Here is a 17,861-nt window from a genome sequence, read left to right as displayed (position 1 = left end):
TAACATGGCGAAGGTTGAAAGTTTCCAATTGGATCATACGAAGGTAAAGGCCCCTTATGTGCGGGTTGCAGGTACGGAGAAGAATGAGAAAGGCAGCACCATCCAGAAATATGATTTGCGCTTCCTGCAGCCGAATGCGGATGCATTGCCTACTGCCGCTGTCCACACCCTGGAGCATTTGCTGGCCACTTATTTGCGTGATGAGCTGGAGGGCATTATTGATATCTCCCCGATGGGCTGCCGGACCGGCTTCTATCTGATTATCTGGGATGAGCACAACCCTGCCGATGTTGCTGCCGCGCTGACCAAGGTTCTGCATAAAGTACTGGATACAGAGGTTGTTCCTGCGGTCTCTGCACTGGAATGCGGCAACTATAGAGACCATTCCTTATTCAGCGCACAAGAGTACGCCAGACAGGTCCTGGATGCCGGCATCAGCGATGATCCCTTCAGAAGCTAGAGTGAGAGGAAGCCTGCTGCCATGCTAAACATCGATTTTACGGGAAAAACGCTGGTAGTCACCGGGGGGCTGACCGGAATCGGCAAAGGCATTGCCGATTTATTCCTGCAGGCTGGCGCGAATGTCGTGATTGGCGATATCGCCTGTAAGCCTGGCGTGGAACAGATCCATGAGCGGCTGGTACAGATCCGCATCGATGTCACGTCAAGTGAGGATGCCGCGCGGCTGGTTGAATGTGCGGTGGATTCTTTTGGCCGGATCGACTTTCTGGTGAACAACAGCGGGACATCGACGATGGACTTTGCCGTTGACATCAAGGAGGAAGACTGGGATAAGGTAATGGATATCAACGCTAAGGGCGTATATCTGGTCTCCCAGGCCGGGGCGCGCCAGATGCTCCGCCAGGGCGGAGGCGGCCGGATCATCAATATTGCCTCACAGGCGGGCAAGAACGGCTACCGCTGCATGGGCAATTATGTAGCCTCCAAGCATGCGGTCCTTGGTTTCACCAAGGTCATGGCGCTGGAGCTGGCCCGGGAGCAGATTCTCGTGAACGCGGTCTGCCCGGGGATCGTCGAGACGGACATGAAGAAGCGCGAGCGTGTGGAAGGTGCTGCCCTGCGCGGAATGACACCGGAGGACATTCTCGCCGAGGACCGCTCGCAGGTCCCGCTCGGCCGGACGGCTGAGCCGGAGGATGTAGCTAACGTAGTGCTGTTCCTCGCCAGCCCGCTCGCCTCCTACATGACCGGCCAGGCGATCAATGTCACCGGCGGCATGACGATGAACTAACGCAAGCCCCCCATAAAGCGGGGCCTCTCATGGACCCTGATAACTTTTCAAATTTATTATTCCAATAAAGGGACTTCACCTGCGGCAGGCGCCGCCGGGTGAAGTCCCTTTTTAACAGATTCGCCGTATGAAATTGAATTTCTACCTTCTATTTCTCCCAAAGCTCAATCAGCCGCCCGTCAGGATCTTTAATCCACACAAACTTGCCGTATTCGCTGCTCTCTTGTTCCTTGGCAAGCGGTACAGCCATTTGTTCCAAGTGCTTAAGAGTCTCGTTCAGATCATGTACCTGGAAATTCAACATCACCTGTTGTTCGGCCGGAAAGTAGCTGTCATCCTCCGCAAAGAAAGAAAAGATCGTCTCATTCCCGGATTGGGGCTTAATCACAGTCCCATTCCAGTTGTCGATTTCAAGCTTCAGCACATCACTGTACCATTTTTTTACAGCCTCAAGATTATTAGTTCTCCAGAATATTCCTCCGAAACCTTGTATCATCGCATCCGACTCCTCTCTATCCTCACAAGGCCAGCTGGCCGGTTACGTTAGATATTCGAGTTCTGAAGCGGAGTTCCTTCTGACTAAGCATTAAATAAAGTCTATCTGAATTTGCGGAGGCTGCGTAAGAATGAACGTTGAGGTGCGCCGCGAATGCTTCCGTCCGCCGACCACCACCTCATTTTCATCATACCCGTTCACACGCCCTCCGCCTGTCATCTTCCCCTCTGTTATCACCAGAACATAGCTGCCGAAAAAAATAGCATTATCCAGGTCAACATCATGCTGCAGCGTTCTTATGTTCATCCGCGTTCACTCCAGATCCGCTGTTAACCGCACGATCGTTTCATTCTCCAGACAGAACTGATAGGTTCCGATAATTTCTTTGCCTGGAAAATCGCCTTTAAATAACACACGCATATCTATCACATTATGTTTGGAAGTGTAGCTGATCATCTCTGTGCGGGTGTTCATTTTAACGAAATAAGTCACGAAGTAGTCCTCAATTTCCGCTCTGCTGGTGAGATCACTCCCGATGGACTCTTCCTTAATGACCGCACGATCCGAGAAGGTATTCATATAGGCCTCGACGTCGTGTGCATTGGAAGCATCCATATAATCAATAATAACCTGTGGTATTGATGGTTCATTTTGACTCATCAGTATACTCACTCCTGTCGTCATCTGCGCTGCCAGCCCGGCTACCGGCCAAGCTCATAAGTCCACTATACGCCCTGTAACAGGACTACATTATGTCATATTAGGCAGGAGTCATATTCTAATATGACATAATGCCGTCTAATTAGGAGTGCTATATTGGGCAGACGATATACTAACTTGCCATAAGGGAGAAGTGGAATAGATATGAATATTAACGAGGCGGCATTACGTTCCGCTCAAATCAGACAGCTCTATCATCAATTGGAACGACAGCATCATGATAAGGAGTGGACAGTCGAAGAGGATGCACTGGCCTTCCTGACTGATGCCGGATTGGTGGGCCGTCTGACCATGTCACAGCAGGGGCGCTGGCTGGCTCAAGGAGATACTGCAGCTGAACTGGAGCATAAGCTTGGTGAATGTGCGTGGTGGCTGATGGTTTTGGCTGAACGGATGAATATTGACTTCGCTGCAGCGCTGGATACCTTCTTATCCAAAACAGAGAAGCTGCTTGGGCAAGAATAATTAGGTTGTATGTAAAGAAGCTCCGGGGTAACCGGAGCTTCTTTGTTTGTATATACGCGGATCGTTCATGCTGAAGTCACCCGCTGATCCGGCGCTTCAAGACTCCTCACGATACAGCGGAACCCTCATCCCGGTAACGGCAAGGGTGACCTTCTCCGGCAGAATATAATCCTTCTCCAGATTCACATCATGGGACATATGCGTATATACCGCGCGGCGCGGCTGCACAATTTCAAGCAGGTCTGCCGCCTCCGTCATGTCATATACAGAACGGGTGGACAATTCTGCCGCCTCGTAATAAAAGCTGGTTCCCAGCACCAATAAGTCTGCTCCGTGCATATGCTTCGTTTCCTCCGGTGTGAGGGAGATGGAGTCCGGGCAATAAATCCAGACATAGCCGTTCTTCTCCAGCCGGAAGGCGTAGGAGTAGCCGTTCTTACCGTGGTTGACCCGCCAAGTGCTGATCTGCCAGCCGTCCAGTGTAATGCCGTCATCGCAGGGAATCATGTCAATATGCGCGCTTAGCCACGGGTATTGGCGCAGGATCACGGGGATCACCTCCGCCGGAGCGTAGAGTTCCCCCCTGAAGCCCATCCAGCGGCAGCTGTCCGCCCATTCCGGCAATCCGCCGATATGGTCAAAGTGCGCATGCGTCACTAGCAGCCGCTGCATACTGCGGTGCCCCAGCAGCTCCATCTGCTTGCGCCAGTCCGGTCCGCAGTCAATCGTCAGAAAGCCGCTGCCGTTATCTATAAAGACAGAAGAACGCAGCCGGTTATTACGGCCGCTCGTTCTTGCTTCCGTGCAGGTTTCACAGTCGCAATAGACCCGGGGTACGCCCATGGCATCCCCTGTCCCCCCAAAAATCAATGTATCCATAAGCCCGCCCTCCTTCATTGTGCAATATTTCAGAGTGTCTCAATCTGTATATTATAAAACAGCAGCAGTCCCTTTGCATCCTGCATTCCGAATCCCGCGCTCCCCCGCCCGCAACACGAAGACGAACAAAATCACCCTAACGGGTGAATCAAATCGGCGCTTATGCAGCCCGCGCGGCCTGTGCAGCTTATGTAGATTATAGGCCACTCACTTCCGGCGGATTCAGGGGCACTAATGCTCTTCATTCCCTCCTGCTGCCCACTTCCGGCGGATTCAGAGGCACTTTGCTCCTCATTTCCTCATACCGTCCACTTCCAGCGGAATCAGAGGGATTTATCCCTTTAATTTCCTCATACCGTCCACTTCCAGCGGAATCAGAGGGATTTATCCCTTTAATTTCCTCATACCGTCCACTTCCAGCGGAATCAGAGGGATTTATCCCTTTAATTTCCCCATACCGTCCACTTCCAGCGGAATCAGAGGGATTTATCCCTTTAATTTCCCCATACCGTCCACTTTCAGCGGAATCAGAGGGATTTATCCCTTTAATTTCCTCATACCGTCCACTTTCAGCGGTATCAGAGGGATTCCTATACAAAAACAAAGAGCCGTCCGGCAGCATCCAGCCGCAGAACAGCTCTCCTAATCGCCCGCATCTCACCGCAAGCGTGAATCACGCATTATGCCATTTCCTCTAAGCATCATCCGTCAGACTGAATCCTCCAGAACCCCAACTAAATCCCGGCCAGCACCTGATACCAGATTCCACGCTTGGAATAGAGGGTCGTACGGACTTCTTCCCAGCCGCCAAGGTAGCTGATATCGAACAGTCCCGCTGGAACCGGATACTGGCTCTCATGCTCCGCGTAGACCCGCTCGTTCACCGGACGGAAGCCGAATTTGGCGAAGACCTCCTGCGCCTCCGGTGTGGTCAGATAATCCACCAGCGCCTCTGACGCCTCGCGGGTTCCATGCTCATCCGCATATTTGTCCACCACCGCAGCGGGGTTCTCGATCAGGATTGTATTCTCCGGGATGATCACCTCATACTTCACCCCTTGGGCTATCCGCGCCAGTAGCTCATTCTCATAAGTGACGATTACATCGCCTACCCCGTATTCGAAAGCCGCCATCGAAGCGCGTCCGCTTTTATCCAGAGACTCCACGTTGGCGTGTATGCTCTCCAGAAAAGCTTTCGCGACAGCAGGGTCTTTCGCCCCCTCCTGCTCCTCAGACAGCTTCAGACCCGCCCCGTAGATCGCATTGATGTCCCACTGCGCACCGCCGGAGGTCTTCGGATTCGGATAGAGCACCTTCACACCCGGCTTCGCCAGATCAGCAAAATCATGAATGCCCTTGGGGTTGCCTTCCCGTGTACCCAGGGCCACAACCGAACGCGTGACCATTCCGGCCTCGCCGCGTTCCTTCCAGCTCTTGTCCACTAGGCCCGCTTTGACCAGCTTCTCAACATCGCCTTCCATCGCCAGCAGGGTGACATCCGCCTCGAATCCGCCGGCAATCGCCCGCGCCTGGGTTCCGGAAGCCTCATAGGATTCCTGGAATACAATTTTTTGGCCGGTCTTGGCCTGCCATTCCTCCGCGAACAAGGGCAGAATTTCGCCCATCGCATCCTTCGCTACACTGTAAGCCCCGACTACCAGGGTCAAGTCCCCCTGCTGCGCCGCAGCAGCTGTTGAACCTTCCTGTTCATTTCCGCAGCCGGCGGCGGTCAATGTGAGCACCGCCAGCATTAAGACAGCCAGCCAGCCGTGCAGTTGTCTGCTCCTTCTGAAAAGCCTCATACCGGCGACACATCCTACATCTTATATTTTTAAATATTTCTAAATAAATACAGGCATCGGATCTTCCTTCAGCCCATTCTCCTGAATCCAGCTGTGTTCATCGTTGAACAGGTAGGCGCGGTGCACAAGCACAGAAATTTTCTGACCCGGAGTCAGCGTTTCCTTCTCCAGTGACCGGTACGTTACCAGCTTGTGCCCGTTCACCTCAACCTCCACCAGCCATTCGCTGCCGCGGAAATGCAGATGCTTCACGATGCCCTGCTCGGTGGCCGAAGCCATTTTGAATTCATGCAGGTGGCCCACCTCGATATACTCGGGACGGATCAGCGCCTTGGTCAGCTTGCCGCCGCCTGCCCCTTTGAAGCCCTTCAGCTCGGAGGCACTCTCAATCAGCGTCGATTCCCCGATAAAGGTCGCCACGAACGGTGTCTTCGGCTCCTTGTAGATATCCCACGGCGTACCCTTTTGCTCCAGGCGGCCCTGGTTAATGATCATAATCTCATCCGCCACCTCAATCGCTTCATCCTGGTCATGGGTAACGAAGATCGAGGTAATGCCGACACGCTCAATCAGCTCCCGCAGCCAGGAACGCAGCTCCTGGCGGATCTTCGCATCAATCGCCGCGAACGGCTCATCCAGCAGCAGCAGCTGCGGCTCAGGGGCAAGCGCCCGGGCAAAAGCCACACGCTGGCGCTGTCCGCCGGACAGCTGATGCGGATACCGCTTCTCGAAGCCCTTCAGTCCGGTAAGCTCCACCAGCTCGGCTACGCGGTCACGGATGGCATTTTTCGAACTCTTTTTCACCTTCAGCCCAAAGGCAATATTCTCAAACACGGTCATGTGCTTGAACAGTGCATAGTTCTGGAACACGAAGCCGATCTCACGCTCCTGGGGCGGTAAGTTATTCACGGTCTTGCCATGGAAAATAATCTCCCCGCTGTCCGGTGTCTCCAGTCCCGCCAGCATGCGCAGGATGGAGGTTTTGCCGCCTCCGCTTGGGCCGAGCAGCCCGATCAGATGACCTTTGGTAATCCCGAAATTGACGTCCTTCACGGCGTGGAAATCTCCAAAATGCTTATTAAGTCCCCGGACCTCTACATGCATAACTAGTGCACACCCTTTCTTCTCTTGCTCCATTCCATCAATAGCAGCAGACCCGCGGAGAATGCGGCCAGCACCAGCGCTATACCGCCCGCAGCCGTAACATTGAAATTCTCGACATCCTGATAGACCAGCGTGGTCGCGGTCTGCGTTTTGTTCATAATATTGCCGGATACAACGAGCACCGCACCGAATTCACCCAGCGAACGGGCCACCGTCAGAATCACTCCATAGATCACGGCCCAGCGGATCGAAGGCCAGGTTACTTTCCAGAAGGTCGTCCAGCCATATGCACCAAGCGTCGAAGCCGCTTCCTCCTGCTGGGAGCCAATCTCCTGCAGCACCGGCATCACCTCACGCACCATCAGCGGGAAGGTCACGAACAATGTGGCAATGACCATTCCGGGAAAAGCATACACAATCTTCACTCCGATTTGTTCAAACAGCGCACCCAGCGCACTGTCCGGCCCCAGCAGCAGGACGATCATCAGACCACCGATCACCGGCGATACCGCATAAGGCAGGTCAACGATGCTGTTCAGCAGGCTTTTCAGGCGCCGTCCCAGCCAGTTCGCCCGCACCAGATACAAAGCCATCATGATGCCAAACAGCGTATTCAGCAGCGTGACTACGACCACCACGAATCCGGTCATCATCAGCGCGTGCAGCGCCTCCGGCCGGGTCAGGGCATTCCAGAAGCCGCCCCAGCCTTCGCTGAAGGCACCGATCGTCATTTTACCCAGCGGCGCGGCAATCAGCAGGAAGAATACGAGATACGTCAGTGTAATCCAGAGTCTTCTCATGATCTTCTCCCCCGCATCTGCAGCAGACTAATCAGCCAGAGAATAAGAAAGGACAAGGTCAGGAGAATGATGGAGACCGCTGCGGCCCCCACCGGATTATCACTCTCAACTTCGCCGAAAATAAATACCGAAGACACCAGCGTCCGCCCAGGAATATTGCCCGCTACCAGCACAACCGCTCCGAATTCAGCGAGCGCCCGGGAGAAGGCCAGCATCCCGCCGCCAATCATACCCGGTGACATCGACGGCAGAATGACCTGCAGGAAGACCCGGCTGGGCTTAGCCCCCATCGTATACGCCGCCTCTTCTTCAGAAGCGTCCAGCTCCTCCAGCAGCGGCTGCACCGCCCGGATCACGAAGGGAAAAGTGACGAAGACCATGGCAATGACAATTGCCGGCTGATGAAAAACAATCTCAAACCCCATTGACTCCGCCAAACCGCCGATCAGGCTCCCTGGACCCAGCAGCAAAAGGATCATTAGGCCTCCAACGGCAGTAGGCAGGGCAAACGGGAGATCAACCAGGCTGTTCAGCAGCGCTTTGCCGGGAAATTTATAGCGTATAAGCACCCAGGCAATCATCGTCCCCAGCAGCACATTAATGAGGGTGGCGATAACTGCCAGCTTAAGCGTCAGTAAAACCGACTTCCAGGCAATCGGATCCATAATACTCTCGACAAAACTGCCAATACCGAGCGAGAATGAATTGTAATAGACACCGAGTATCGGCAGCACGATCAGCACTACAAAATAAAGTAAAATAGTTGTACGGAATCCCCAGGTCCAGCCTTTGTGTCTAATCAACGAATTCAATGGTTAAGCCTCCCACCTCCGGCTATCCGGTCGGTATACTCGCCTTTAAAGCTGTAATTATTCCTATTAATATACTTGGTTTAAAGTTATCACTACTTTACCAAAGACCGCTTGCTGCCGTCAATTACTTTCGTAGCTTTTGGGTTAAAGTATATATAACATTCATTTTGCCTATGTAAGAGAGGGGAGTTCATTATGCTTCATACTATGGAGATCAGCACCAGCAAACGGGATGAGTTACGGGATATCACCCGCGAGGTCCAAGCTTATGTGAAGAAAAGCGCAGTGCAGAATGGAATTATTGTAGTGTATTGTCCGCACACCACAGCGGGGATTGCGATTAACGAGAACGCCGACCCGGATGTGAAACATGATGTGCTGATGCGCCTGGATGAAGTCTATCCGTGGGAACATCCGAAATACCGCCACGCCGAGGGCAATACCGCTTCCCATCTGAAGTCAATCACAGCAGGCCCTTCCCAAACCATTATTATTCATGATGGAGCCTTGCTGCTGGGCCGCTGGCAGGGGATCTATTTCTGTGAGTTCGACGGTCCAAGACACCGGCAGTGTTATCTGAAAATCATCGGGGGTTAGTCCATTATTCCCTATAAAAGCTTATAGAAAAGCAGCTTCGCCGGTTCCTGCGGAGCTGCTCTCTATATTATTTATAGCTTCTATAACACTTTCACCAATCAATGTTATACCAATGCAACGCTCTAAAGTGCGGATTGCTAAAAAAAACAGCTATTATAAACTGCGGCTTAGTACTTTGACATGAGTAAGTGCAGCTTGCTTCACATCTTCGAAAAGCACCTTATCTTGAATATAATAGGAGATAAATCCGTGAGCAGACAAGAACAGGGTCAGCGGCACACTTTGCCAGTCTTCCGACACATATCCCTCTTCCTTCATATGACGGCGGACAATACCTGCAAACAACTCGAAACATCGGCCCTGTTCTGCTCTACAATAAGCAAGCAGCTCTTCATCGCGTATCATGAACATGATCTCATACTGGTACGGATGATCCAGCCCGAAACGGATGAACTCCATAATCAGCTGTTCAACACGGGTCATTCCCTCTTCAGGGGGCATGCTCATTGCCTGATTCAGCAGCGTGGCCACATGATTGAAATCTTCGACTACGATTGCGTAGAATAATTCAGCCTTCTCTTTGAAGTGATAATAGAGAGAACCGTGACTATAACCCAGATGCTGGCCGATGCTGCGCATCGAAATGGCCCGGTACCCTTTGGTTATAAAAAGATGCCTCGCCGCCTCCAATATCCTTTCCCTCGACAATTCCTGCTCCACTGCTCTTCTTGCCATAAATTTATTCCCCTTCGCTGTAGTAAAGCCGCCGCCCTTCCGTAACCTGGGCCTGCGCCCCGGTAAGATCGGTTATCCATGCGATAAATGCGTCACCTTCATCATTGCGCGGAAGACATAGCAGCGTAACTTTATCCGTAAATAAAGTTTCGCCAGTCTGGATGCCTCTGCCCCGCAGCGCGTTCTCCACCTTGCCCAGCCAGGTGTATTCGATTTCCACGAACACCTCCCGCCTCAGCACACGGGTGATCACCTCTCCGGCTTCAAGTGCCAGCACTGCGCCGTCTGTATAGGCCCGAATCAGTCCGCCTGCGCCCAGCATAATGCCTCCGAAATAACGGGTAACTACAATAGCGACATTTTTAACCTTTTGGCTGCGGATTACTTCCAAAATCGGCTTCCCGGCCGTTCCACTCGGTTCACCGTCATCCGACTGTCTTTGGATCTCATCCCTCTCACCAATCATATAAGCAGAACAGTTATGTGTAGCGTTCCAGTGCTGCTTCTTGATGTCTTCAATGAATTGCACGGCTTCTTCTTCGCTCTCCACCGGCATTACATGTCCGATGAAGCGTGATTTACGGATTACGACTTCCCGTGAACCGGGAGCACGTACCGTCCGGTATTGTTCCAGCATTTGTTGTCCATTCCTTAATATGCATATGATAATTTGATATATATTAGGAGCAGCCCCCGGTAATGGTTACCTATGGACTGCTCCCTGATGACTTACATTAGTATGAATGATCTGCGCGTATGGTTACAACTACTCAGTAAGTCTGGCTTCCAGCTCTGCCTTTTCTTTCTCGTAGCCCGGTTTACCCAGCAATGCGAACATATTCTTCTTGTAAGCTTCAACGCCCGGCTGATCGAACGGATTCACACCCAGCAGGTATCCGCTGATGCCGCAGGCTTTCTCGAAGAAGTACACCAGATAGCCGAAAGTATAAGGCGTCTGGTCAGGAATAGTGACGATCAGGTTCGGCACTTGGCCGTCTGTGTGCGCCAGCATGGTTCCCTGGAAGGCCTTCTTGTTCACGAAGTCCATCGTCTTGCCTGTCAGGAAGTTCAGTCCGTCCAGATCATCAGGATCAGACTCGATCGATACATGGTGCTGTACCTGTTCTACCTGGATAACCGTTTCAAATATATTGCGGTTACCTTCTTGAATGAACTGACCCATGGAGTGCAGGTCTGTCGAGAAGTCAACGGAGGAAGGATAAATCCCTTTGTAATCCTTGCCTTCGCTTTCGCCGTAGAGCTGTTTCCACCATTCAGATACAAAGTGCAGGGACGGCTCGTAGTTCACGAGGATTTCCGTAGTCTTGCCTTTGCGGTAAAGTGCGTTACGTACTGCGGCATATTGATAGCTCTGGTTCGTAGCTACATCCGGATTGTTGAACTCATCGGCTGCAGCTGCGGCACCTTGCATCATTTCTTCAATGTTGATTCCGGCTACAGCGATTGGCAGAAGGCCTACCGGTGTCAGAACGGAATAACGTCCGCCTACATCATCAGGAATAATGAACGACTCGTAGCCTTCTTCGTTAGCCAGCTTCTTGAGTGCGCCCTTCTCCTTGTCTGTAGTTGCGTAGATACGTTTGCGGGCTTCTTCCTTGCCGTATTTCTTCTCCAGTGCTGCACGGAAGATTCGGAAGGCAATAGCCGGTTCAGTAGTCGTACCCGATTTGGAAATTACGTTCACGGAGAAGTCTTTGCCTTCTACCAGATCAAGCAAATGCGTGATGTAGGTAGAGCTGATGTTGTTGCCGGCAAAATAAACTTCCGGAGTCTTGCGCTTGTCCTTGGACAGGTTATTGTAGAACGAATGCGAAAGCGCCTCAATAGCTGCGCGTGCTCCCAGGTAAGATCCGCCGATACCGATAACGATCAGTACATCGGAATCACTTTGAATTTTCTTGGCAGCCTGCTGAATACGGGCGAATTCTTCCTTGTCGTACGCTGTAGGGAGATCAATCCAGCCCAGGTAATCGGAGCCGGCTCCGCTCTTGTTATGCAGCTGTTCGTGGGCCAGTTTCACCGGAGCGGCGAAATAGTCAATCTCAGTCTGGCTGAAGAAGGAAAGGGCTTTGGTGTAGTCAAAATTAATCTTCTTGGACATCGGTAATGGTAGCCTCCTGTTTATCTCTTTAGATTTGACACCGTTTGTTGCAACATTATTATCTAGGATACTTTAATTTGCCTTGACTGGCAAGGTCTTAAGGCATATCCCCGGCTTTGGAACCATGTTTATGAAAATTCCATGGAAGCGTTTACTGGCCGGAACCGGAAACCTGTTCTGTGGAACATGCCAGGACCTTCTGATAGAATGTAGACAAACTTAGTTTCTATATTATGATCTCAAAGAGCAAAGGTGGAAATGAAATGAAACAGATCGGCTTTATCGGACTCGGAACGATGGGAGCGCCTATGGCGTCTAACCTGCTGCGCAGCGGCTTTGAGGTTACGGTGTACAACCGCACAGCAGAGAAATGCAGACCTCTGGAGCAGGAAGGCGCGAAGGTTGCTGCATCTCCGCAAGCTGCGGCAGAAGGCAAGAATGTTATTATCACCATGATCAGCAATGATGATTCGATCCGGGAAGTATTCTACGGTGATAACGGTATTCTGGCTACCCTTCAGCCGGGAACCACCGTTGTGGATTCCAGCACCATCTCGCCCGGCCTCGCGAAGGAAATTGCCGCAGCCGTGGAAGAACGGGGCGGCAGCTTCCTTGATGCTCCGGTAACGGGCAGCAAACCTGCGGCCATCGAAGGCACCCTCGTCTTCATGGTTGGCGGCAGCGCCTCAGTGATTGAAGAGCACCGTGATATCTTCGACTCCATGGGCAGACTGCTGCTGCATATGGGTGCTAACGGCAGCGGTGCCGTAGCCAAGCTCGCTCACAATGCCATGGTCGGCATTCATAATGTCGCACTCGCCGAAGGCTTCTCCATCGCCGTGAAATCAGGTGTTCCCGCAGATAAGTTCCTCGAGCTGGTGAAGAACGGATCGGCAGGCAGCAAGCAGGCTGAGCTGAAGGGACAGAAGATTATTGATAATGATTTCAGCAACCAGTTCTCCCTTGCCCTGATGCTCAAGGATCTCAAGCTGGCATCCTCGCTCAGCGATTCCACCGGCGTACCTTCGCCTATGCTTGGTGTCGCCAAGAGTATGTTCCAGGCGGGCTTCAATCACGGCTACGGCGACGAAGACCTATCTGCTGTGGTGAAATCCTACGAAGACTGGATCGGCCAGAAGATCGGGGCCAAGGCTGACCAGGAATAGTAAACTTATATTCAATTAACAATTACCGCAGGCGCAGCCGGGATTTAGGCTGCGCCTTTTAGTTGCAGTCCTATACAACACATTTTGTTAATTGCCACCACTGCCGTGAAATAGAGGTTCCATACCTGCTGCCATCACCCGGTGATCCGGACCGTTACCGTGAATGATCAGCAATGGCTTGCCCGTCCCGGCTTCCTCATAGTTGAAGCTTATGTAACTATCTGAGTACAGCATATAAATCCCACTCCCCTGAACACCCGTACATACCCATTTGCAAACATACGTTCTTATATAATGGTAACAAATTTCCGGTTATATGGCAAGCATTAACATATGAATATACGCTTCCTATTTCACACCAAAATGCCCCGCTAATTAGCGGAGCTTATGTAAATACACAATTATAAATGCTAATTCGTTGCCTGCAGAATGCAGCCTTCCTAGTCTTAGTAGCGCTGTACACATCAATGTTGTACATTATGCAACTCTGATTCCTCGATACCTGTATGTGCGGGAGAATTGTTGTATGAAATACAGGAATTCGCCGCCCAAACCGTGTGGAGAAGGTGAATTGCTGCCTTTTCTACAACAATTTTGGATTTGGGCTGATTTAATGAAGAAAATGTTGTATTCCGGGCAGGATTTCAAAAAAATCACCTGAGCTCTGCCACAATAAGCGGGTGTTCGAGAGAATTCTGCGACAACAGCAGCCACCCGGAAGGCTAAATATCACAGTGAAGATCATATCACTGTTTAAAGAGTACCCGCAGCACTCTCCGGCTGTTCTTCTCCGGTTATCCCGGCACCTGTTGCCGGATCCTGCACTATCTCCTCTTCAGGCCAGGTAATCGTTGCCTTACGCCCGTCAATCCACAGGTTCCCGCCCGGCGTCAAAGCCAGCAGCCAGGTCCCCCATCTTCCCGATACCGGGACGGTCTGCGGATCGAGCAAGGTTACTTTCGGCGAGTATGCATCCGGATACTGATAAGCAGGTATACGTTCGCTCCATCCGGCATTTGCCGTAATCTCCTCGATGATGGCCAGCTTCCCGGGGGACGGATGAATCCATCCCAGTCCTTCCGTTGCCTGAACCTGATACCAGTCACCCTTCCTGGCAATGACTTGAAGCTGCTGCGGCTGCAGAGGGATCCCTCCGGCAGAACCCCCTATCTTCGGATAAAGCTCCGTGCCCGCCAGCAGGCTCATGGATTGCTGCAGATACTCCGCCTTCTGCTTATTCAGCCACAAGGAATAGGACTGTCCTGCAGAATACAATCCAACCACCTTGTTCTCAGACCAGATGCCGCTGAACTGTTGTAACGGAACATTGCTCTCCCCCGCATAGCTTGCAATTTCAATCGTGAATCCTGGACGGCCGTATTCCTGGATGAACCAATCCTTATATCCGCCGCCCGAAGGATTCTTCTCAGGAGCGACCAGAGAATATCCGGTCAGATTGGCAAGCGATCTGGCCATGGCTTTGTCACGGTTCACATTGCTGCCGGGCGTATTGAAGTGCCAAAATATGATCTCACCCGAGCTGTGATAAGAAATCGTCACTTCCGGATCAATCCTTTGCGTGAAATTCATCATCATCTGTACTTCAGGAGCTTCCCCCGGCATCTTCCCCTTATAATTCTGATACCATGGATAAGAACCTGCATTCTTAATGCTGTTCCAGTTCGCCGGATACTGGCGGTTAAGGTCAATTCCCTGCATATTTGCTTTCCAGCGGGTAAAATTGCTGCTGTTCCCGTTATACTTACGCAGCATCTGGGCCAAATCAGCCGGCAGTCCTGCCGTCCCTTGCTGGGACAAGGCAACCCCATCCGGATTGACCATCGGCACGATCCAAATGCTGACTTCATTCAGTAAACTGCGTACGTTATAGCCGCCTATCGTCTCATTATTATCATAAGCCTGGGCGTAAGTGTCGGTCATTTTCATCAATAAACTGCTGGTCATCCATTCTCTGGCATGATGGGAACCGTTAAGAAACAGCGCAGAATCTCCACGCCCCAGCTTCACAGCCCACAGCTGACGTCCATACGGGGTCTTCCCCAAAGATTCGGATGATACCAGGTCGGGGTATTCCGTTACTAATCTCTCAATATCCCTTTGCATAAGGGTATAGGAATAGACCTGATTGGGATTTACTATATTTGCCGCTGCATAGATTGTCCCTGAAGGTACAAATATCAGTAGCGATAATAGACAACTGAACAATAATAGCGCAACCTTATGTATTTCCTTGCAAAAGCCTGACTTGCTCACATCCCCATCTCCTCTATCTTTTTACTAGCAGAAGCGCCAGTTGGCAAATTGATAGTGGAAGTATATGAGAATGTACCTATTTCGTCAATAATGGATTAAATATATTCTTCTTTTGTCGAATAGTGGAATAAAAAAAGAAGCACCCCGGAAGCAAGGGCTCCGGAATACTTCTTCATTTCAGTGCTTTGAATTACACAATCGGGTAAGAACAGCAATAATCAGTTAATGCGAAGACTTCCAGCGCAAACTTGGAGTTGCCGGGAACATGGAACGTTTCTGTTCCGTCGATGTCTTTCCACACGTCAGTACCGGGAAGCAGTACTTTAAGATTGCCGGAGAGGATTTCCATCGTCTCTGGACCTTCTGTGCCGAATTCATACACTCCAGGCAGCATAATGCCGAGTGTCACCTTAGTACCGTCCTCTAAAGTAACTGTACGGCTGGTAACTTTTCCGTCGTAATAGATGTTCGCTGCTTTTTGAATTGTCGCGCCCGTAAACTGACTCATATGCTTATTCTCCCCTTTATGGTTAATCCGTCTATTATAGCAGGGCTTTCACGCGGCTGACTACATTTTCCACGGTGAAGCCATACTCTCTGATTACTGTGTCGCCAGGGGCGGAAGCGCCGAAGGTAGTGATACCCAGAATGTCGCCTTGATCGCCTGTATAACGTTCCCAGCCGAAGGTTTGCGCCATTTCAATCGCCAGACGGGCTTTCACTTCAGGCAGAATTACGGAATCACGGTAAGCCTTGTCCTGTTTCTCGAACAGATCCCAGCTCGGCAAGCTGATTACACGGACATCAATGCCTTCTTCGGCAAGAGCAGCCTGAGCCTTAACAGCCAGCTGTACTTCAGAGCCTGTAGCAATGATCTGTGCCTGCGGGGTACCGTGCTTGGAATCAGATACTACATAGCCGCCGCGTTTGATGTTATCGCGAACGCCGTCCACAGTTCCTGGCAGGATCGGCAGGTTCTGACGGGTCAGCACCAGCGCCACCGGATTGGCTGTGTTCTCCATAGCATAAGCCCAAGCTGCCGAAGTTTCGTTGCCGTCAGCCGGACGAAGCACGGTAAGGCCTGGAATGATACGCAGGGACGCAAGCTGTTCAATCGGCTCATGGGTAGGACCGTCTTCACCGACAGCGATACTGTCATGTGTAAGCACGTAGGTTACCGGCAGCTTCATGATGGATGCCAGACGGACAGCCGGACGCAGGTAATCTGTGAATACGAAGAACGTACCGCCGAATACTTTGAGCCCGCTGTGCAGTGCAATCCCGTTCATGGCCGCAGCCATACCGAATTCGCGGACGCCGAAATAGATGTTACGGCCGTCATAAGATTCCGAAGTGAACTGGGACAGACCGTTCAAGTGAGTCATTGTCGAGCTCTCAAGGTCAGCAGAACCCCCAACCAGCTGCGGGATACCGGCAGTCAAACCGTTCAGCGCATTACCGGAAGCTACACGGGTGGACACTGCTTTGTCTTCTGCTTTGTAGAATGGCAGATTGGCATCCCAGCCTTCAGGAAGCTCGCCGCTGAGTGCAGTCTCAAGCTGTGCTGCAAGCTCAGGATAAGCTTTCTTGTAGGCTGCAAACTTCTCATCCCATGCTTTGTTAGCCGCGATTCCTTTGGCCTTCACTTCAGCAAAGCTGGCGCGCACTTCGTCCGGTACAAAGAAATCTTCTTCATATACCCATTTGTAGAAATCCTTCGTAAGCTTCGCTTCATCAGCACCCAGCGGGGAGCCGTGAGTTCCGCCATGGCCGCCTTTACCTTGTTTGTTCGGGCTGCCGTAGCCGATAACGGTCTTCACTTCGATCAATGTTGGTTTGCTGCTGTCTGCTTGAGCTTCGGCAAGAGCCTTACCGAGTGCAGGAAGATCGTTGCCGTCTTCTACGCGCAGAACCTGCCAGCCGTAAGCTTCGAAACGTTTGGCCACATTCTCGGAGAACGCGAGGTTCAGCTTGCCGTCGAGGGAAATATCATTGGAATCATACATTACAATCAGTTTGCCCAGCTTCAAATGGCCGGCAAGCGAAGCGGACTCGGAAGAGATCCCTTCCATTAAGTCGCCATCGCCACAGATCGCATATGTGTAATGGTCGATTACATTATGTTCGTCTTTATTATAAGTAGCACCCAGCTGCGCTTCAGCCATCGCCATACCTACAGCCATACCGATACCTTGTCCAAGCGGACCGGTTGTCGCGTCTACACCTGCAGTGTGGCCGAACTCCGGATGTCCCGGTGTCAAGCTGCCCCATTGGCGGAACTGCTTCAATTCTTCCATCGGCAGATCATAGCCGCTCAGGTGGAGCAGGCTGTAGAGCAGCATGGAGCCATGTCCGGCGGACAATACAAAACGGTCACGGTTTACCCAAGTCGGGTGATCCGGGTTATGATTCATCGTCTTGGCGAACAACTGGTATCCCATAGGTGCGGAACCCATTGGCATGCCGGGATGTCCGGAATTTGCTTTTTCAATCGCATCAATAGCAAGTGTACGGATCGTAGTGATGGCCAGGTTGTCCACCGTCGAGTTTTCTTCTTTATGAATGGCTTGATCTTTTTTTGCTTGTTCAGTCATTAAAATAATCCTCCTCAAATCAAGAATGTCATTTTGACTATTA

21 protein-coding genes are annotated in these 17,861 nt (G+C 51.5%); 6 read left to right on the top strand and 15 right to left on the bottom strand.

Going from position 1 to position 17,861, the window contains the following annotated elements; all coding sequences use genetic code 11:
- The first annotated feature begins 4 nt into the window (after positions 1-4).
- Together GC101_RS14755 and GC101_RS14750 are read left to right on the top strand one after the other, a co-directional pair.
- Positions 5-460, top strand: a complete 456-nt coding sequence (locus GC101_RS14755; RefSeq protein ID WP_042134385.1) for an S-ribosylhomocysteine lyase — start codon at positions 5-7, stop codon at positions 458-460.
- Between the two features lie 21 nt (positions 461-481).
- Positions 482-1,252 carry an SDR family NAD(P)-dependent oxidoreductase gene (locus tag GC101_RS14750; protein WP_042134383.1) on the top strand — a complete coding sequence of 257 codons (771 nt, stop codon included), beginning with the start codon at positions 482-484 and terminating at the stop codon, positions 1,250-1,252.
- Between the two features lie 148 nt (positions 1,253-1,400).
- Here the strand turns inward: GC101_RS14750 and GC101_RS14745 are convergent, their stop codons facing one another.
- The 3 genes from GC101_RS14745 to GC101_RS14735 form a co-directional block, all read right to left on the bottom strand.
- A complete protein-coding gene (locus GC101_RS14745; RefSeq protein ID WP_171717852.1) occupies positions 1,401-1,748 on the bottom strand; it encodes a VOC family protein in 348 nt (115 codons plus the stop codon).
- A 90-nt stretch (positions 1,749-1,838) separates the two neighbouring features.
- Complete coding sequence (locus tag GC101_RS14740) at positions 1,839-2,054, bottom strand: hypothetical protein (protein ID WP_171717851.1); 216 nt, start codon at positions 2,052-2,054, stop codon at positions 1,839-1,841.
- Positions 2,055-2,060: 6 nt separating this feature from the next.
- Positions 2,061-2,408, bottom strand: a complete 348-nt coding sequence (locus GC101_RS14735) for a Cif family virulence factor (protein ID WP_171717850.1) — start codon at positions 2,406-2,408, stop codon at positions 2,061-2,063.
- Between the two features lie 204 nt (positions 2,409-2,612).
- Between GC101_RS14735 and GC101_RS14730 the strand changes: the two genes are divergently transcribed.
- Positions 2,613-2,933 carry a MazG-like protein gene (locus tag GC101_RS14730; RefSeq protein ID WP_042134376.1) on the top strand — a complete coding sequence of 107 codons (321 nt, stop codon included), beginning with the start codon at positions 2,613-2,615 and terminating at the stop codon, positions 2,931-2,933.
- 96 nt (positions 2,934-3,029) lie between these two features.
- Here GC101_RS14730 and GC101_RS14725 read toward each other — a convergent pair whose 3' ends face one another.
- The 5 genes from GC101_RS14725 to cysT all read right to left on the bottom strand — a co-directional run bounded on the left by GC101_RS14725 (position 3,030) and on the right by cysT (position 8,330).
- Positions 3,030-3,812, bottom strand: coding sequence for an MBL fold metallo-hydrolase (locus GC101_RS14725; protein WP_171717849.1), 783 nt, complete (start codon positions 3,810-3,812; stop codon positions 3,030-3,032).
- Positions 3,813-4,546: 734 nt separating this feature from the next.
- The gene (locus GC101_RS14720) at positions 4,547-5,614 is read right to left on the bottom strand and encodes a sulfate ABC transporter substrate-binding protein (RefSeq protein WP_171717848.1); all 1,068 of its coding nucleotides are present in this window, start codon (positions 5,612-5,614) and stop codon (positions 4,547-4,549) included.
- A gap of 39 nt (positions 5,615-5,653) precedes the next feature.
- A complete protein-coding gene (locus tag GC101_RS14715; protein WP_171717847.1) occupies positions 5,654-6,718 on the bottom strand; it encodes a sulfate/molybdate ABC transporter ATP-binding protein in 1,065 nt (354 codons plus the stop codon).
- Positions 6,719-6,720: 2 nt separating this feature from the next.
- Entirely contained in the window at positions 6,721-7,518 is a 798-nt protein-coding gene (locus GC101_RS14710) for a sulfate ABC transporter permease subunit (protein WP_042134367.1), read from the bottom strand.
- Entirely contained in the window at positions 7,515-8,330 is an 816-nt protein-coding gene (cysT, locus tag GC101_RS14705; protein WP_171717846.1) for a sulfate ABC transporter permease subunit CysT, read from the bottom strand. The genes GC101_RS14710 and cysT overlap by 4 nt, the downstream gene beginning before the upstream one ends.
- Positions 8,331-8,525: 195 nt before the next feature.
- On the opposite strand from cysT, the gene GC101_RS14700 reads away from it, so the two are divergent.
- Positions 8,526-8,927 carry a secondary thiamine-phosphate synthase enzyme YjbQ gene (locus tag GC101_RS14700; RefSeq protein WP_171717845.1) on the top strand — a complete coding sequence of 134 codons (402 nt, stop codon included), beginning with the start codon at positions 8,526-8,528 and terminating at the stop codon, positions 8,925-8,927.
- Between the two features lie 153 nt (positions 8,928-9,080).
- Here GC101_RS14700 and GC101_RS14695 read toward each other — a convergent pair whose 3' ends face one another.
- From GC101_RS14695 to GC101_RS14685, 3 genes are all read right to left on the bottom strand, one after another.
- Positions 9,081-9,662, bottom strand: a complete 582-nt coding sequence (locus tag GC101_RS14695; RefSeq protein WP_039296452.1) for a TetR/AcrR family transcriptional regulator — start codon at positions 9,660-9,662, stop codon at positions 9,081-9,083.
- 4 nt (positions 9,663-9,666) lie between these two features.
- The gene (locus tag GC101_RS14690) at positions 9,667-10,299 is read right to left on the bottom strand and encodes a YigZ family protein (RefSeq protein ID WP_039296449.1); all 633 of its coding nucleotides are present in this window, start codon (positions 10,297-10,299) and stop codon (positions 9,667-9,669) included.
- 129 nt (positions 10,300-10,428) lie between these two features.
- Entirely contained in the window at positions 10,429-11,784 is a 1,356-nt protein-coding gene (locus tag GC101_RS14685; protein ID WP_039296447.1) for a glucose-6-phosphate isomerase, read from the bottom strand.
- 263 nt (positions 11,785-12,047) lie between these two features.
- Here GC101_RS14685 and GC101_RS14680 point away from each other — a divergent pair, with 263 nt between their 5' ends.
- Positions 12,048-12,950 carry an NAD(P)-dependent oxidoreductase gene (locus GC101_RS14680; RefSeq protein ID WP_171717844.1) on the top strand — a complete coding sequence of 301 codons (903 nt, stop codon included), beginning with the start codon at positions 12,048-12,050 and terminating at the stop codon, positions 12,948-12,950.
- 87 nt (positions 12,951-13,037) lie between these two features.
- Here GC101_RS14680 and GC101_RS14675 read toward each other — a convergent pair whose 3' ends face one another.
- On the bottom strand, positions 13,038-13,184 hold the full coding sequence (locus GC101_RS14675) for a hypothetical protein (RefSeq protein WP_216626612.1): 147 nt from the start codon (positions 13,182-13,184) through the stop codon (positions 13,038-13,040).
- Positions 13,185-13,476: 292 nt separating this feature from the next.
- Here GC101_RS14675 and GC101_RS36550 point away from each other — a divergent pair, with 292 nt between their 5' ends.
- Complete coding sequence (locus GC101_RS36550) at positions 13,477-13,611, top strand: hypothetical protein (RefSeq protein WP_281365880.1); 135 nt, start codon at positions 13,477-13,479, stop codon at positions 13,609-13,611.
- A 92-nt stretch (positions 13,612-13,703) separates the two neighbouring features.
- On the opposite strand, the gene GC101_RS14670 is transcribed toward GC101_RS36550, so the two are convergent.
- The 3 genes from GC101_RS14670 to tkt all read right to left on the bottom strand — a co-directional run bounded on the left by GC101_RS14670 (position 13,704) and on the right by tkt (position 17,818).
- Complete coding sequence (locus tag GC101_RS14670) at positions 13,704-15,224, bottom strand: M14 family metallopeptidase (protein ID WP_171717843.1); 1,521 nt, start codon at positions 15,222-15,224, stop codon at positions 13,704-13,706.
- A gap of 190 nt (positions 15,225-15,414) precedes the next feature.
- A complete protein-coding gene (gene ppnP / locus GC101_RS14665) occupies positions 15,415-15,732 on the bottom strand; it encodes a pyrimidine/purine nucleoside phosphorylase (protein WP_171717842.1) in 318 nt (105 codons plus the stop codon).
- Between the two features lie 34 nt (positions 15,733-15,766).
- The gene (gene tkt / locus GC101_RS14660; protein ID WP_171717841.1) at positions 15,767-17,818 is read right to left on the bottom strand and encodes a transketolase; all 2,052 of its coding nucleotides are present in this window, start codon (positions 17,816-17,818) and stop codon (positions 15,767-15,769) included.
- Between the last annotated feature and the right edge of the window lie 43 nt (positions 17,819-17,861).

Origin of the sequence: Paenibacillus phytohabitans, from assembly GCF_013141775.1 — a bacterium.
Taxonomy (GTDB): domain Bacteria; phylum Bacillota; class Bacilli; order Paenibacillales; family Paenibacillaceae; genus Paenibacillus_AQ; species Paenibacillus_AQ phytohabitans.
Note: the sequence above shows the minus strand (reverse complement) of the source record. Positions and strands in the feature narration are given on the sequence as shown.

What these genes read in the sequence shown, in the direction of transcription:
- GC101_RS14730 (WP_042134376.1), top strand. Translation starts at nt 2,613, where the DNA reads ATGAATATTAACGAGGCGGCATTACGTTCCGCTCAAATCAGACAGCTC.
- GC101_RS14735 (WP_171717850.1), bottom strand. Translation starts at nt 2,408, where the DNA reads ATGAGTCAAAATGAACCATCAATACCACAGGTTATTATTGATTATATG.
- GC101_RS14725 (WP_171717849.1), bottom strand. Translation starts at nt 3,812, where the DNA reads ATGGATACATTGATTTTTGGGGGGACAGGGGATGCCATGGGCGTACCC.
- GC101_RS14690 (WP_039296449.1), bottom strand. Translation starts at nt 10,299, where the DNA reads ATGCTGGAACAATACCGGACGGTACGTGCTCCCGGTTCACGGGAAGTC.
- GC101_RS14755 (WP_042134385.1), top strand. Translation starts at nt 5, where the DNA reads ATGGCGAAGGTTGAAAGTTTCCAATTGGATCATACGAAGGTAAAGGCC.
- GC101_RS14700 (WP_171717845.1), top strand. Translation starts at nt 8,526, where the DNA reads ATGCTTCATACTATGGAGATCAGCACCAGCAAACGGGATGAGTTACGG.
- GC101_RS14710 (WP_042134367.1), bottom strand. Translation starts at nt 7,518, where the DNA reads ATGAGAAGACTCTGGATTACACTGACGTATCTCGTATTCTTCCTGCTG.
- GC101_RS14695 (WP_039296452.1), bottom strand. Translation starts at nt 9,662, where the DNA reads ATGGCAAGAAGAGCAGTGGAGCAGGAATTGTCGAGGGAAAGGATATTG.
- tkt (WP_171717841.1), bottom strand. Translation starts at nt 17,818, where the DNA reads ATGACTGAACAAGCAAAAAAAGATCAAGCCATTCATAAAGAAGAAAAC.
- GC101_RS14745 (WP_171717852.1), bottom strand. Translation starts at nt 1,748, where the DNA reads ATGATACAAGGTTTCGGAGGAATATTCTGGAGAACTAATAATCTTGAG.
- GC101_RS36550 (WP_281365880.1), top strand. Translation starts at nt 13,477, where the DNA reads ATGAAATACAGGAATTCGCCGCCCAAACCGTGTGGAGAAGGTGAATTG.
- GC101_RS14685 (WP_039296447.1), bottom strand. Translation starts at nt 11,784, where the DNA reads ATGTCCAAGAAGATTAATTTTGACTACACCAAAGCCCTTTCCTTCTTC.
- GC101_RS14750 (WP_042134383.1), top strand. Translation starts at nt 482, where the DNA reads ATGCTAAACATCGATTTTACGGGAAAAACGCTGGTAGTCACCGGGGGG.
- ppnP (WP_171717842.1), bottom strand. Translation starts at nt 15,732, where the DNA reads ATGAGTCAGTTTACGGGCGCGACAATTCAAAAAGCAGCGAACATCTAT.
- GC101_RS14675 (WP_216626612.1), bottom strand. Translation starts at nt 13,184, where the DNA reads ATGCTGTACTCAGATAGTTACATAAGCTTCAACTATGAGGAAGCCGGG.
- GC101_RS14680 (WP_171717844.1), top strand. Translation starts at nt 12,048, where the DNA reads ATGAAACAGATCGGCTTTATCGGACTCGGAACGATGGGAGCGCCTATG.
- GC101_RS14720 (WP_171717848.1), bottom strand. Translation starts at nt 5,614, where the DNA reads ATGAGGCTTTTCAGAAGGAGCAGACAACTGCACGGCTGGCTGGCTGTC.
- GC101_RS14740 (WP_171717851.1), bottom strand. Translation starts at nt 2,054, where the DNA reads ATGAACATAAGAACGCTGCAGCATGATGTTGACCTGGATAATGCTATT.
- GC101_RS14715 (WP_171717847.1), bottom strand. Translation starts at nt 6,718, where the DNA reads ATGCATGTAGAGGTCCGGGGACTTAATAAGCATTTTGGAGATTTCCAC.